The sequence below is a fragment of the Janthinobacterium sp. LS2A genome (assembly GCF_036543145.1).
In the GTDB taxonomy this organism is placed as follows: Bacteria; Pseudomonadota; Gammaproteobacteria; order Burkholderiales; family Burkholderiaceae_D; genus Janthinobacterium; species Janthinobacterium aestuarii.
This window is the reverse complement of record NZ_JAZHPB010000014.1, coordinates 49,105-63,010: the sequence shown is the minus strand read 5'-3', so window position 1 is coordinate 63,010 and position 13,906 is coordinate 49,105. Positions and strand designations below refer to the sequence as shown.

Sequence of the window (13,906 nt, the reverse complement as noted above, 5' to 3'; positions counted from 1 at the left end):
TGGCCATTGAACACCCCAGGAAAAATCACTCTACGCATGCTGACGCTGTGCGCCGCGCTGTGCCTGCCGCTTTCCACCATGGCAGAAACTATTTCTGCCGAAGATGCCGCCTTCGTGGCCGCCACCGTGCCCGTGCCATCGCCGCCGCTGCGCCTGAGTGCGCATCCGGAGATCCGCGCCGACGTCTTCAAGCTGCTCGGCTATGCGCGCGGCAGCTATACGCAGGGCAACACCCTGATCGCGCGCCAGGTGCTCGACAGCATGTATTCATTCGACGACATCACGCGCACCATGCTGCCCGACGGGCGCTCGGTCCTGGCCTCCATCGATGCCGGCACACACGGTGCACGGCGCGCCGCCATGCTGTTCGATCCGCAACGCAAGCTGTTGGCGCTGGGCCTGGTCAACGGCCATTGCCAGGCCGCCACCGGTGACGCCACCCCCGCCTGCCTGCCATCCACGCACGCCGTGCTGACGGTGTTCCTGCCACCGGGCGCGGAGGATGAGATGGCCGCACCGCTGCTGGTCTGGGCACGGCAGTTGCCGACCACGCTGGCACAGGCTGCGCCGGCACAGCGACAAAGCATTGCTGCGGTGGAATACATCACGACCCGCCCCGGCCAGCCCGGCTGGGAACCGCGCGACGTGCCGCCCGGCTTTCCCGCCAGTTTGCTGCACCTGCTGTTGCCGAATGCGGAATTGAACAGCAGCTCCAGCGGCGGCAAGATCGTCACACCGGCGGGCCTGGCCGGTTTGCCCATGCGCACGCCGACGGAAGCGGCCGAGGCCGGTGACGAGCCCATGCCCGATGCCGACATCACCGTGCGCAGCTATGCCGATTTCCACTGGGTGCTCAACACCTACGCCAAGCTCGCCAAGGGCGCGCAAGTGAAGGGCCATGACGACAAGGTGGTGTTTACGGGCAACGATACGAGCGGCCGCTACACGGTGACCTTGCGCGAACCCAACAAGGACGATGGCGTGCTCGTCACCGTGGCCAGCTGGCGGGAAAAATAAGCGCAAGAGCAGGGAAAGCATTGCCATTACGCACAAGAACATGGCATTTTGGCATTTTGCGGTATGATTTCCGGCCGTGCGGCGCGGCCATGTCCCTGCCTTGCCCACCCTGCCCTTCAAGCCAGTCACGCTTGCGTCGCATCCTGCCCCTAAGGAATTCATATGTTCGGTTTTAACTTGCGCGTTGCCAAGATGGTGTGGACGGCTTTCCTCATCGCCTTCCTGCTGTTTCTCACCTACAAGGTTTCATCGACCCTGATCGTCGTGGTCTTTGCGATTTTCTTCAGCTACCTCGTGTATCCGCTGATCGGCCTGCTCGAACGCCATGGGCCAAAGCGCTTGCCGCGCACGGCCGCCATCGGCATCGTCTTCCTCGTGGTGATCTTGCTGGTGGCGGTGCTGGGCTCCATCTTCGGCGCGCGCATCGAGGAAGAGGCGATCAAGCTCAGCGATCAATTGCCGACCCTGCTCAAGGGCAATAACTTTGCCGAGCGCATCCCGTTGCCGGAATTCATGGAGCCGTTGCGTGCGCGCCTGCTGTCGTTCATGCAGTCGCAGCTGAGCAGCGGTACGGGACAAGCGATGCCGCTGGCGAAAGAACTGGGCTTGACCGTCATGCATGCGGCCAGCAACCTGATCTATCTGGTGCTGGTGCCCGTGCTGAGCTTTTTGCTGATCAAGGAAGGGCCGGACATGCGCGACGGCTTGCTGTCCCTGCTGAACCGCCCGAACAAGAAACTCTGGGGCGCCATCATCGATGACCTCGACATCTTGCTGTCGCGCTATGTGCGCGCCCTGCTGCTGTTGTCGATCGCCACGTTTGTGTCCTACAGCATCGCTTTTTCCCTGATGGGCGTGCCGTACAGCCTGCTGTTGGCCGGCGCGGCCGCCTTGCTGGAATTCATCCCGTTTGCGGGCCCGCTGGCGGCGGCCGTCATCGCCGTGGTCGTGGCCGGTTTCAGCGGTTTCGAGCACGTGTTCTGGCTGATCGGCTTTATCGCCGCCTACCGTTTGTTCCAGGATTACGTGGTCAACCCGTATTTGATGAGCGAAGGCGTGGAAGTGAGCCCGCTGATGGTGATCGTTGGCCTGCTGGCCGGCGACCAGCTCGGTGGCGTGGTCGGCATCTTCCTGTCCGTGCCCGTGATGGCGGCCATCAAGATCGTCTTCGTGCGCGCGCGGGCAGCCTTGCAGGCGCGCCACGATGCGCTGGAGAAAGCGGAACAGGCCGCGGAAGAAGCGCGTGTCCAGGCCTTGGCCGAGGCGGCGCGATTACAGGAACAGGGCAGCAAGGCCACCCTGGAAGCGCAGTAACTTAGAACTCTTCCCACTCTCCGCTATTGTCCGCTGCAGGCTTGGCCGGACGCGGTTTTGCGGCAGCGACAGGTGCTGCCGCGGCGCGGGTTGGCGCCAGGCGCAGCGCCGGGCGTTTCAAGGCCGTGCTGGCGGCGGCCACGACAGGCTTGCGCAAGGCAGGCTTGGCGGCAGGACCGCTATTGTTGGCATCGAGCTTGAAGATGCTGACCATTTCGGCCAGCGCCGCCGCCTGTTCCTGCATGGCTTCCGAGGCAGCCGCCGCTTCTTCCACCAGGGCCGCATTCTGTTGCGTCACGGTATCCATTTCTGCCACGGCCTGGTTGATCTGGCCGATGCCCAGTTCCTGCTCGCGGCCGGCGGCGCTGATTTCGCCCATGATGTCCGTCACGCGGCGGATGCTGGCCACGATTTCGTCCATCGTCGTGCCCGTCTGGCTGACCAGCGCGCTACCGGCGCCCACGTTCTGCACCGACGCTTCGATCAGCAGCTTGATGTCCTTGGCGGCGCTGGCCGAGCGGTGCGCCAGATTGCGCACTTCTGTGGCGACGACGGCAAAGCCGCGGCCTTGTTCGCCCGCACGCGCCGCTTCCACGGCTGCATTCAAGGCCAGGATGTTCGTCTGGAAGGCGATGCCGTCGATCACGCCGATGATGTCGGCGATCTTTTTCGACGATTCGCTGATGGTGCCCATGGTATCGACCACTTGCGCCACCAATGCGCCGCCTTTTACCGCCACGTCCGAGGCCGACACGGCCAGCTGGTTCGCCTGGCGTGCATTGTCGGAATTCTGCTTGACGGTCGAGGTCAGCTCTTCCAGCGACGAGGCCGTTTCTTCCAGGCTCGACGCTTGCTGCTCCGTGCGGCTGGACAGGTCCAGGTTGCCCGAGGCGATTTCATTGCTGGCCGTGGCGATGGCGCCGCTGCCGTCGCGCACGCCGCGCACGGTAGTCGACAGGCGTTCCTGCATTTTCTGCAAGCCCGTCAGCAAGGCGCCCATTTCGTCGTTGCGCGTGATGACGATGTCATTGGCCAGATTGCCGTCGGAAATGGCGCCGAAATGGCGCAGGGCCTGGTCCAGCGGGCCGAAGATGGCGCGCAGCAGCAAGATGCTGGAAATAATCGTCAGCAAAGCGCCCACCAGCACGCCGCCGATGGCCATGGCCAACTGGGTGCGATAGCTGGACTGGCTTTCCGCATACATCCGGGCAGCCGAAGTGGCCTGATACTGCGTCAATGTTTCAGCGGCCTGGTCCAGGGTGCGGTACAGCGGCGTCAGTCCCGTCATCATCAAACCGTCCGCTTGTGCGACGTTGCCTTCACGCAAAGCCTTGCTCATGACCAGCAAGCCGTTGCTCATGTAATCGCTGCGCTTCTTGTCCATGTCGTCGGACAGGCGCTTTTCATCCGCGCTTTGCGGCAAGGCCAAATACACCTTCCAGGACTTATTAGAGGCTTCCATGAATTGTTCGGCACGGGCCAGGATATCCTTGGCGTCGGTCGCATCGGGATGCACCATCACGCGGTCCATCGTGAACCGGGCGCGGCCCAGCAGAATCTGCGATTCGCCGATCGCTTGCGTCGATGCCAGCTGATTGCTGTAGACCTCGTTGAGGCTGTTGTTGGCCGATTTCAGGCTGATGATACTCATGACGCCGAGCACGGCGATCAGCAAGCCCAGCACACTCATGGTGGCAATCAGGCGCATTTTTATTGTTATGTTCGACAGCATGCAATTTTCCTTGGTAGGGGCGCAACCATGCCTGCGCCCGCCAAACGGGATAGCAGCAAACGCCTGATGGACGGGTCACGTGAATTGTTCAGGACAGGTCGATACGGCGTGTGCGGCGGCAGGGGGGAAGGCGGCCCGCGCATATCGTCAGGAGTGCAAGACAGGGCAACGAGGTCGAGGTTTCCTGTACTTTTATTTCCTGACTGCAAGATACAGGGAAAGATTACTAGTAGCAACATCCAGCATGGATTTTCACGCTTTGTAACAAGTAGATGATGTTTTTTGCGCAGAACTGGCATTCCGCAATCGTGCGCGGTCGCGTGGGAATGCCAGTTATGTTAATAGACGGTTTCTGCAATCGAGCATGCTCAGCATTTGTCAGCACCGTCCGGCGTCGCCCTTTACGGCACCTGTTTCACGTCATCGACATACAGGCAGCCACCGCCAGGTTCCACCCACTGGCCCTGCTTCTTGCCGTTGACATAGTTGCCCTGCCATTGCACCACGCCGTCGATGCGGCGTTCGCTGGGGCCGTTCAAGCGGTCTTTCACAAACGTGTCGTAGCCGGTGAAACTGTGCATGTCCACTTCGCGCCATTCGTCCACGCCCGGGCTCACTTCCCAGCGGCCCGTGCGCTGGCCACGCTGCATCATGCCCGTCGTCGTTTCATCGCCGCTTTCATACGTCCACGGCCCTTCGGCCTTGTCATCGACAAAGGCGCCAAACGAGCGAATGGTGTTCGGCTCCTCGTAGTGCCACTGCCCCGTGCGCTTGCCCTGTGCATACTGGCCACGGGCATACACGCTGCCCACGCAGCAACTCACGTTGTACTCGATGAATAGCCCATCCTGGCTGGCGGCAAAGCGCTGCGGCTGCGTTTCCCATGTGATCCACTTGATGTGATAGCTGGGTGCGCGGTTCCCTTTCCAGCCCTTGCCCAGCAGATACGTGACCGTGAGGAAATGGCCATCCTTTTCCACGAAGGTTTTTTTATAGGCAAACGCCGGCGCATCGGCCGGCTTGCCGGGCAATAAATCGCCATCGATATTGAAATAGCCGACCAGCTTGCCATGGCCATGCTCAATGGCGTCGAACTCGGCCACACCCGTGGGTGCGTAGGCTATGCTGTCGTCGATCTGCGGCACATGGGCCAGCGCCGTGCGCACCTGCGCCTCGTCCATAGTTTTCGCGCCGCGCTCGACGGTGCTGGTGGTGGCCATCGGTTTACCCTCGTAGAACCGCGCCGCCTGCGCTGGCGCCAGAGTGCCCAGCGCCAGCAGCGCCGCCATCGTGCTCATCCAAAATGTTTGCCGCATGCCCACTCCACTGCCTGAAAACCGCCATTATGCATGGCCGTTCAGGCAAGACCGGACACGCGAGGACGCCGGCCGAACAGGGGCCGCTGCACCGTCTGCGCCAGCAGCACGCCCAGCAGCGAGATGCCGCCGCCGACCAGGTGATACACATGCATGCTTTCGTGCAGCCAGACGATGGCCAGCAAGGCCGTCAGCAGGGGCAGCAGGTTGACGTAGATGCTGCAGCGGTTCGGCCCCAGCAGTTTGACGCCTTCGATCCACAGGTAGGACAGCACGATGGATGAGCCGATGCCCGCATAGCCGATCAAGGGCAAGGTGGTGGCGTCCAGCTTGGCGCTGCCGGGCGGCAGGAGCAGGAAGAACGGCAGCATGCACGCCAGGGCCGCCAGCGCCTGGCAATAAATGGCTTGCCAGGCGGGAATGGACAACCGCCAGCGGCGCAGCAGCACGCCGTACAGGGCGAAGCTCAGGGAGGCGAGCAGCATCAGCGCATCGCCCGCATGCACGCCTTGCTGCAGCAAGGCCAGCACGTCGCCGCGCCCCACCAGGTACAGCAGGCCGCCAAACGACAGCACGCCGCCGGCCGCCATGCCGACCGTCAGGCGCTCGCCCAGCAGCAGCACGCTGAGCAGGGCCGTCATCAGGGGCGCCAGCGCCGTGACGATGGCCATATTCGTCGCCGTGGTGCTTTCCGCTGCGCGATAAGACAGGCTCTGGAACAGGGCCATCGACATCAGGCCGCACAAGGCCAGCTGCCACCAATGACGGCGGATGGCGGCGCGGTTGCGCCACAGGGGCCGGGCGATAAACGGTGTCATCACGAGCAAGACCAGCACCAGGCGGTAAAAGGTGATGGCCGTGGGGGCGATGCTGGACGCGGCCAGCTTGGACACGACGACGTTGCCGGCCCACAGCAACATGGCCAGAAACGGATACAGATAGGCGCGCACAGGCATGCGAGGCTCCATAAATAATTGCGGGTATTCATCATGCCGCAGGCACGCCGCGCCTTCTCGCGCTAAGATGTCCGAACCTATCGCAAAACTGACCTTATTTGATGGATTGTTCCTCTCCCGCCTTTCAGGAATTGCTGCCCGTCACGGCGCGTGCCATGGCGCTGGCCGTCGACTATGCGCACGGCCACGTGATTTCCGCGCACCGCCACACGCATGCGCAATTGCTGTACGCCATCGAGGGCGTGATGACCATCGAAGCGCAAGGCGGGCGCTGGGTGGTGCCGCCCACGCGCGGCGTGTGGCTGCAGCCCGGCATCGCGCACAAGGTGCGCATGAGCGGCGCCGTCAAGATGCGCACGGTGTTCGTCAACTGCGCCAATTCGCCATTGCTGCCTGGCCACAGTTGCGTGCTCGAGATCGGTCCCCTGCTGCGGCAACTGATCGTGGCGGCCGTCGACATCGCGCCCGATTTCACGGAAGGCAGCCGCGACTGGCATCTGCTGCAATTGCTGTTGCACGAGCTCGACAGCCTGCCCGTGCTGCCCCTGTATCTGCCGCTGCCCATGGACGCGCGCCTGCGCGGCATTTGCGCACGGCTGATGGAACAACCGGGTGAACAGCAGACGGTGGCGCACTGGGCGCAGGAACTGGCGATCACCGAGCGCAGCCTGCACCGGCTGTTCCAGAAACAGACGGGCATGCGCTTTGGCCAGTGGCGCCAGCAGGCGCGATTGCTGCGGGCACTCGAGCAATTGGCGCAAGGCGTCAAGGTCATCGACGTGGCCATGGACAACGGCTACACGAGCCAAAGCGCGTTCACGGCCATGTTTAAAAAACATTTCGGCACCACGCCCACCGCGTTTTACCAGGCTAAAGTCATTGCGGCGTAAAAAAAATGCTGCTATGCATCAATAATCATGGGCGATTGGGAGCAGGCTTGTTATCATCGCAAGCCTTATCGCACCGCGCCCATCCTGGCGGCGGTGTTGACCTCATCTCCACACCACCATGACACAGAATTTCTTCCAGACTTTTATCCTGCTTTTGCTCGTCACCGACCCGTTCGGCAACGTTTCCCTGTTCGTCAATGCCCTGAAACGGGTGCCCATCGAGCGGCGCTGGAAAGTGGTGGTACGCGAGTGCATGATCGCCTTCGGCATCTTGCTGTTGTTCATGTTCTTCGGCCGCCATTTCCTGAACGCCTTACAATTGTCGGAAGTGGCGCTGCGCATCGGCGGCGGCGTGATTTTGTTCCTGATCGCCATGCGCATGGTGTTTCCGCAGCCAAACGCGGGCAATAGCGACCACGAAATGGGCGGCGAACCGTTCATCGTGCCGCTGGCCATCCCCGCGCTGGCCGGTCCGTCCGCGCTGGCGACCGTGCTGCTGTTTTCCTCGCATGAAATGAATGAAGTGATCGCCCACGTGGCGGGGCTGACGGCCGTGGCCGTCGTCTGGCTGGCCGTCTTCCTGTGCGCCGAACGCTTGCAGCGTGCGCTCGGTCCAAGGGTCATGACGGCATTCGAGCGCCTGATGGGCTTGATCCTGACGGCGATGGCCATTGAAATGCTGCTCGCTGGCATACGCGCATTCCTGAAATCCGTTTAACATCAGCATTCATCCACTGAAGGAGTCCAGCATGAGCCGTTGCGCCCACATTTGCCTGATGGCCGATTACAACCAGTGGATGAATGCCAAGGTCTATGCGGCGGCGGCCAGCCTGCCGGCGGAAGAGCTGCAGCGCGAGCGGGGTGCCTTTTTTGGCTCCCTGCTGGCCACCCTGAATCACGTGATGGTGGGCGACACCCTGTGGCTGCAGCGCTATGCGAAGCACCCGGCCAGCTTCCCCCTGCTCGACCCCATCCGCGCCATCACGCCGCCCGCGTCGCTCACGCACCCGCTGTTCGCGGCCGAGGATTTTGCCGCCATGCACGCGCACCGGCAATGGCTGGATGAGCTCATCATCGACTGGGCCGCCTCCATCCGCGAAGAAGACCTGGACCACTTGCTCGACTACCGCAACAGCAAGGGGCCGAACCGGCGCGAGTTTTTCAGCCTGCTCATGCATTTCTTTAATCACCAGACCCATCACCGGGGCCAGGCCAGCACCCTGCTGTCGCAAGCGGGCGTGGACATTGGCGACACGGATTTACTGTTTCGCATCCCCAACCATCTTGCCGACTGAAGGCGCGCGGTACAACCACGCTTTCCCGGCAATCGCCGCCAGCGCCAAGGCACCGAGCAGCGCGCCGCAGCCCAGCGCCCCCGGCATGCCGTAGGACTCGATGGCGATGCCGCCCGCCATTGCGCCCACCGTCACGCCCAGGTTGATGGCGGCGATGTACACGCCGATGGCGAACGCGGGCGCCTCGCGCGCTTCGCTGCTGAGCCACACTTGCGTGACGATCAGCCCGCTCGTATGCGCCGCGCCCCAGAACAGCAGCAAGACGGCCAGCGCCAGCCAGCTGATACCCGTGCCCGCATACTGGTACAGCAGCCAGTACGCCAGCCCCAGCAGCACGGGCTGCAGCAGCACCGTGCGCAACACGTGCGTGCTCAGCTGCCGCCCCGCGAACAGATTGCCGGCCACGCCACCGATACCAAACACCACCAGCGCCAGCCCCGTCTGGCGCGCCGACAAGCCCGCCTGCTGCTGCAGATACGCGGCCGCATACGCATACACGGCAAACATGGCGGCAAACACGAGCACGGCGGCGGTAATGGTGAACCACAGGGCGGGTTTGCGCAGCACGGCCAGCTGACGGCCATACGCCAGCGGCGCCTCGCGCGGCGTGTCCGGCAAGAACAAATATAGCCCCAGCGCCGCCAGCGCGTTGACGAGGGCGCAGGCAAGGAACGATGCCTCGTAGCCATATTGGGCGGCGATCCACGTGGTGAGCGGGATGCCCAGCACCATGCCCATGCTGGTGCCCGTGAATGCGTGCGCGCCGGCCCGCGCCGCCTGTTGCGGCGGGTACAGGGCGGCGGCCGCCACCATCGCCAACGAGAAATACACAGGATGAAACAGGGCCGGCACGATGCGCAGCGCCAGCAGCAGCTCGAAGCGGGGCGCATACGCCGACACCACGCTGGCCAGCGCAAACACGAGCAGGGAAACGATCAACACACGCTTGCGGCGCCAGCGCGTAGCCAGCAGCACGAGAAAGGGGCCGCCCACGGCGATCACGAGGGCGAACAGGCTCACCAAGGAACCCGCCTGCGCGGCCGTCACGCCATAGCGCTGCATGATCATCGGCAAGATGCCGACGACGCCAAACTCGATGCAGTACACGCCGAACAGACCCAGCGCGAGGAAGACGATCGGGTGCGGCCGTGTCATGGCGCCTCCATCACGCCATACACCGCCTGGCACAGTTCAGTCACGAACGGTCCCGCCATGCCTTCCAGTGCCGTATTCGTAAACGCCACCACGGACAATTCCTGCGCCGGGTCGACAAACCACGAATGGCCATACGTGCCGCCCATGCGCCAGCTGCCGACGGACTCCGGCGTGGCAGCGGCAAGCGGGTCCGTCAACACGGTAAAGCCGAGGCCAAAGCCGCGGCCCGGCCAGAACGGCAAGTCGAACGCCCCAGTCTGGCTCGTGCCCATCTGCTGCGCCAGACCGGCTGGCAGCAAGGGCGCGCCACCCAGGCGCAGGGTTTCCAGCAGGCGCATGAAGTCGGATGCCGAGCCGACCATGCCGGCGCCGCCCGATGGATACGCTTGCGCATCGCGGGCGCGCGCCGGTGACAGGGTAAAACCGGCCATCCCTTCGAGAAACGGCAGATGGTCTTCACCCTCATCGCGCAAGCGGCGCGGCAGGGATTCTCCCGCTGCGCGGTCCGCATACGCGACGGCCAGACGCGCCGGGTCGGCAGCCACAAAACCGGTGTCGCGCATGGCCAGCGGCACAGTCACCAGGTATTCCACGGCGTGCGCCAGCGGCATGCCGGCCGCCTGTTCGATGACGGCGCCCAGCACATCGGTGGCAATCGAGTATGCCCAGCGCTCGCCCGGCGCATACGCGAGCGGCACCGTGGCCAGGCGGCGCAGGTTGTCCTCGAGGGAAATGCGGGACGCATCCATACCGTCGGACACCCCGGCTTGCGCATACGCGCCGCCCGGCGGCTGGAAAAAGCCATAGTCGAGCCCGGCCGTGTGCGTAAGCAAGTGGCGCACGGTGATGGCCGCCACCGTACCGTCCGGCTGACGCGGCGCAAAATACGGCAGCCAGCGCGTCACCAGGTCGTCCAGGCCCAGCCGGCCCTGCCCCACCAGCGCCAGCGCGGCCGTCGACACGATAGGCTTGCTGACGGACGCCAGGCGGAAGACGGCATCTTCAACCATGGGCGTACCCGCCTCGCGGTCCAGGTGGCCGGCCGCGCGGCGATACACGTCCTTGCCGCGCTGGCGTACCAGCACGACGGCGCCCGCCAGGCGCTGCTGCTGCAAGACTGCGTCCAGCAAGGGATCGATACGGGCGGACAGGGCCGCGGGAGAGAAGTTGTACATCATGGCGTAGCCTTTCAAATGATCAGGCTGCCAAGGTAAGGCAGGCGCGATCAAAGAAAAACAGGCTATAGTTTCTGTCTGTGCGGACGTTGGCATCCGCAATCAAAGGTAAAAAATGGATAACCTGGCGGGATTCACGGCCTTCGTACAGGCGGCCGAAACGCGCAGTTTTGTGGCAGCAGGCCGCGTGCTCGGCATTTCCGCCTCGGCCGTGGGCAAGAGCATCGCGCGGCTGGAAGAGCGCCTCGGTGTGCGCCTGTTTCACCGCAGCACGCGCAGCATCGCGCTCACGAGCGAAGGCACCGTGTTCCTGGAACGCTGCCGGCGCATCCTGGGCGAGATCGAAGCGGCCGAGCTGGAGTTATCGAACAGCAAGAGCGCGCCGCAAGGCCGGCTGCGCGTCAGCTTGCCGCAGGTGGGCAGCCTGCTCAATCCCGTGCTGGCCGCGTTCGCGCGCGCCTATCCGCTGGTGGAACTCGACCTCGACTTCAGCGACCGCCGGGTCGACGTGATCGAGGAAGGCTATGACGCCGTCGTGCGCGCGGGAGAGAGCGCCGACAGCCGTTTGATGAGCCGCCAGCTGGGCCAGTTCCAGCTGCAACTGGTGGCCGCGCCCGCCTACCTGGCGCAGCACGCCATGCCGCTGCTCCCCGCCGACCTCGCGCAGCACACTTGTTTGCTGTACAAATTTCCCAGCAGCGGCAAGGTCGAGGCCTGGCCCCTGCCCGAATGGCCTGCCCTGCATGCGGCCGGTTTGCCAGCCCTGCTCCACTGCAACAATGTGGAGACCTTGCTGCACTTTGCCGAAAGCGGCCTGGGCATCGCCGCCCTGCCCGACTTTGCCGTGCGCGCGGCGCTGGCCGCGGGCCGCTTGCAGCCGGTGCTGGACGCGCACCGCCAGCACGACGGCGCCTTCCGCATCCTGTGGCCCAGCAGCCGCCATCTGACGCCGAAACTGCGCGCCTTCATCGATTTCCTTGCCACCCACGTATTTCCGGAAAGCTGAGCCCGCATCCGGCGCAGCGCTCGTTGTTTCCACACGACAACTTAGTCAAGTTGCTACCAGTTTTTCAGCTTTTCACGGACTTGATACAAGTTTTTGTATTGCAGTGCGGAATTTTGAGGAACAATTACAGGCTAGCCGCCGCTACGTATAAACCCGTAGCCCCGGCCTGTCCGATGTTTTCCCTCACTTCCGCAATACGAAAGCAATCATGTCACTCACACAATTCAAAATCGGCACCCGGCTCGGGATCGGGTTTGCTGTCGTCCTCGGCCTGCTGGTGGCTGTCTTGCTCGTCGGCTTGTATTCCATGGGACAACTGAGCGCGCGCACGCACGACATCGTGGCCGACAAGAACGTCAAAATGGCGGCAGCCAATACCATGAGCGACAACGTGCGCAACATTACCCTGGCGATCACGAGCATTGTCGTGGCGCCGACGGAAGCGCTGGTGCAGGCGGAACTGGCAAAGATCGGCGAGTCGCGCAAGAAATACGGCGCTGCCAAGGAAACCTTGCAAAAGAAAATTTCGACGGACAAGGAAACGGCGCTGATGGCCGAGCTGGACGCTGCCCTGAAATCGGGCGCACCGCTGAACAACAAGGTCATCGAACTGCGCAATGCGGGCCAGACAGACGAAGCGATCGCTTTCCTGACGCAGCAGGCGGCACCGAGCCTGAAACGCGTGCTGGGCGCGCTCGACAGCCTGGTCGCGTATGAAGGCGAGCAGGCGGCGCAGGCGGCAACGGAAGCCGAAACGCTGAGCAACAGCGCGCGCGCCTCCATGATTACCTTGGGCAGCGTGGCCGTGCTGCTGGGCGCTTTTGTTGCGTGGATCATCACGCGCTCGATTACCCAGCCCATCAATGCGGCCGTCAGCGTGGCCGAAACCGTGGCGTCGGGCGACTTGTCATCGCACATCGTCGTCAATTCCAGCGATGAAACGGGCCGCCTGCTGGGCGCTCTGAAAGCCATGAACACCAGCCTGCTGGGCGTGGTGGCGCAAGTGCGCAACGGCACGGATGCGATTTCCACGGCATCGAGCGAAATTGCCGCCGGCAACCTCGACCTGTCGTCCCGCACGGAAGAGCAAGCCAGCTCGCTGGAAGAAACGGCATCGGCCATGGAAGAGCTGACCTCGACCGTGAAACAGAACGCGGACAATGCGCGCCAGGCGAACCAGCTGGCGAAAAGCGCATCGGAAGTGGCCGTGCGCGGCGGCAGCATCGTTTCGCAAGTGGTCGACACCATGGGCACGATCAACGCCTCGTCGCGCAAGATCGTCGACATCATCGGCGTCATCGACGGCATCGCCTTCCAGACCAACATCCTGGCCTTGAACGCGGCCGTCGAAGCGGCGCGCGCGGGCGAACAGGGACGCGGTTTTGCCGTCGTGGCCTCGGAAGTGCGCAACCTGGCGCAGCGCTCGGCTGGAGCGGCGAAGGAAATCAAGGAGTTGATCGCCGCCTCCGTCGCCAACGTGGACACGGGTTCGCGCCTCGTCAATGAAGCGGGCCAGACCATGGGCGACATCGTCGACAGCATCGTGCGCGTGACCGACATCATGGGCGAGATCACGTCGGCCACGCACGAACAGACCATCGGCATCGAGCAGATCAACATGGCCATTGCCCAAATGGATGAAGTGACGCAGCAAAACGCGGCCCTCGTGGAAGAAGCGGCGGCCGCCTCGCAAAGCATGCAGGACCAGGCGGGCGAACTGGCGCATGTGGTCGGCTTCTTTAAAACCGGCAACCATGTCGCCAGCGCGGCCAAGCTGGCGCCTGTGCGCACGGCACCAGCCGCCCCCGCCATCGCGCGCCCCGCGGCCAAGCCAGCGCCAGCGCGCAAGGCCGTCGCGGCCGCGCCGGCACGCCGCAGCAATGCGGCCGCCGAGAGCGAATGGGAAGAGTTTTAATGCACGAGTTTTAACCCTCAGCAACATCGCAACGGGGGAAGGCCAGGCAGGAAGTTGCTGCCTGGCTTTTTTTCGTCTGCCAATACCACTTTTTTTGCCGTAAAGCCCGCGCAATAGACAAAAGTGCAAAACGTG

General features: G+C 63.5%; 12 protein-coding genes. 7 read left to right on the top strand and 5 right to left on the bottom strand.

What is annotated here, in order from left to right:
• The first annotated feature begins 36 nt into the window (after positions 1-36).
• Both V3C40_RS27180 and V3C40_RS27175 read left to right on the top strand, forming a co-directional pair.
• Positions 37-1,017: a hypothetical protein gene (locus tag V3C40_RS27180; RefSeq protein WP_331779020.1), complete on the top strand. Its 981-nt coding sequence runs from the start codon at positions 37-39 to the stop codon at positions 1,015-1,017.
• Positions 1,018-1,179: 162 nt separating this feature from the next.
• On the top strand, positions 1,180-2,331 hold the full coding sequence (locus V3C40_RS27175; RefSeq protein WP_331779019.1) for an AI-2E family transporter: 1,152 nt from the start codon (positions 1,180-1,182) through the stop codon (positions 2,329-2,331).
• 1 nt (position 2,332) lies between these two features.
• On the opposite strand, the gene V3C40_RS27170 is transcribed toward V3C40_RS27175, so the two are convergent.
• The 3 genes from V3C40_RS27170 to V3C40_RS27160 all read right to left on the bottom strand — a co-directional run bounded on the left by V3C40_RS27170 (position 2,333) and on the right by V3C40_RS27160 (position 6,335).
• On the bottom strand, positions 2,333-4,063 hold the full coding sequence (locus tag V3C40_RS27170; RefSeq protein ID WP_331779018.1) for a methyl-accepting chemotaxis protein: 1,731 nt from the start codon (positions 4,061-4,063) through the stop codon (positions 2,333-2,335).
• 401 nt (positions 4,064-4,464) lie between these two features.
• Positions 4,465-5,379 (bottom strand): toxin-antitoxin system YwqK family antitoxin, encoded by a 915-nt coding sequence (locus V3C40_RS27165; protein WP_331779017.1) that lies wholly within the window; start codon positions 5,377-5,379, stop codon positions 4,465-4,467.
• Positions 5,380-5,420: 41 nt separating this feature from the next.
• A complete protein-coding gene (locus V3C40_RS27160; RefSeq protein WP_331779016.1) occupies positions 5,421-6,335 on the bottom strand; it encodes a DMT family transporter in 915 nt (304 codons plus the stop codon).
• Between the two features lie 101 nt (positions 6,336-6,436).
• On the opposite strand from V3C40_RS27160, the gene V3C40_RS27155 reads away from it, so the two are divergent.
• From V3C40_RS27155 to V3C40_RS27145, 3 genes are all read left to right on the top strand, one after another.
• Complete coding sequence (locus V3C40_RS27155; protein WP_331779015.1) at positions 6,437-7,225, top strand: AraC family transcriptional regulator; 789 nt, start codon at positions 6,437-6,439, stop codon at positions 7,223-7,225.
• A 118-nt stretch (positions 7,226-7,343) separates the two neighbouring features.
• Positions 7,344-7,943 (top strand): MarC family protein, encoded by a 600-nt coding sequence (locus V3C40_RS27150; RefSeq protein WP_034754361.1) that lies wholly within the window; start codon positions 7,344-7,346, stop codon positions 7,941-7,943.
• Between the two features lie 31 nt (positions 7,944-7,974).
• Positions 7,975-8,520: a DinB family protein gene (locus tag V3C40_RS27145; protein ID WP_331779014.1), complete on the top strand. Its 546-nt coding sequence runs from the start codon at positions 7,975-7,977 to the stop codon at positions 8,518-8,520.
• Here V3C40_RS27145 and V3C40_RS27140 read toward each other — a convergent pair.
• Both V3C40_RS27140 and V3C40_RS27135 read right to left on the bottom strand, forming a co-directional pair.
• Complete coding sequence (locus V3C40_RS27140; protein ID WP_331779013.1) at positions 8,485-9,675, bottom strand: MFS transporter; 1,191 nt, start codon at positions 9,673-9,675, stop codon at positions 8,485-8,487. The two genes, V3C40_RS27145 and V3C40_RS27140, sit on opposite strands and share 36 nt — an antisense overlap.
• Positions 9,672-10,853 (bottom strand): serine hydrolase domain-containing protein, encoded by a 1,182-nt coding sequence (locus V3C40_RS27135; RefSeq protein WP_442907319.1) that lies wholly within the window; start codon positions 10,851-10,853, stop codon positions 9,672-9,674. Before V3C40_RS27135 ends, V3C40_RS27140 begins: the two co-directional genes overlap by 4 nt.
• Before the next feature lie 112 nt (positions 10,854-10,965).
• On the opposite strand from V3C40_RS27135, the gene V3C40_RS27130 reads away from it, so the two are divergent.
• Together V3C40_RS27130 and V3C40_RS27125 are read left to right on the top strand one after the other, a co-directional pair.
• Positions 10,966-11,856, top strand: coding sequence for a LysR family transcriptional regulator (locus V3C40_RS27130; RefSeq protein ID WP_331779012.1), 891 nt, complete (start codon positions 10,966-10,968; stop codon positions 11,854-11,856).
• A 208-nt stretch (positions 11,857-12,064) separates the two neighbouring features.
• Positions 12,065-13,771, top strand: coding sequence for a methyl-accepting chemotaxis protein (locus V3C40_RS27125; protein WP_331779011.1), 1,707 nt, complete (start codon positions 12,065-12,067; stop codon positions 13,769-13,771).
• Positions 13,772-13,906: the final 135 nt, after the last annotated feature.

Coding starts and splice junctions, on each gene's coding strand:
- V3C40_RS27180 (WP_331779020.1), top strand. CDS start 37: ATGCTGACGCTGTGCGCCGCGCTGTGCCTGCCGCTTTCCACCATGGCA.
- V3C40_RS27175 (WP_331779019.1), top strand. CDS start 1,180: ATGTTCGGTTTTAACTTGCGCGTTGCCAAGATGGTGTGGACGGCTTTC.
- V3C40_RS27130 (WP_331779012.1), top strand. CDS start 10,966: ATGGATAACCTGGCGGGATTCACGGCCTTCGTACAGGCGGCCGAAACG.
- V3C40_RS27155 (WP_331779015.1), top strand. CDS start 6,437: ATGGATTGTTCCTCTCCCGCCTTTCAGGAATTGCTGCCCGTCACGGCG.
- V3C40_RS27150 (WP_034754361.1), top strand. CDS start 7,344: ATGACACAGAATTTCTTCCAGACTTTTATCCTGCTTTTGCTCGTCACC.
- V3C40_RS27165 (WP_331779017.1), bottom strand. CDS start 5,379: ATGCGGCAAACATTTTGGATGAGCACGATGGCGGCGCTGCTGGCGCTG.
- V3C40_RS27125 (WP_331779011.1), top strand. CDS start 12,065: ATGTCACTCACACAATTCAAAATCGGCACCCGGCTCGGGATCGGGTTT.
- V3C40_RS27145 (WP_331779014.1), top strand. CDS start 7,975: ATGAGCCGTTGCGCCCACATTTGCCTGATGGCCGATTACAACCAGTGG.
- V3C40_RS27170 (WP_331779018.1), bottom strand. CDS start 4,063: ATGCTGTCGAACATAACAATAAAAATGCGCCTGATTGCCACCATGAGT.
- V3C40_RS27135 (WP_442907319.1), bottom strand. CDS start 10,853: ATGATGTACAACTTCTCTCCCGCGGCCCTGTCCGCCCGTATCGATCCC.
- V3C40_RS27160 (WP_331779016.1), bottom strand. CDS start 6,335: ATGCCTGTGCGCGCCTATCTGTATCCGTTTCTGGCCATGTTGCTGTGG.
- V3C40_RS27140 (WP_331779013.1), bottom strand. CDS start 9,675: ATGACACGGCCGCACCCGATCGTCTTCCTCGCGCTGGGTCTGTTCGGC.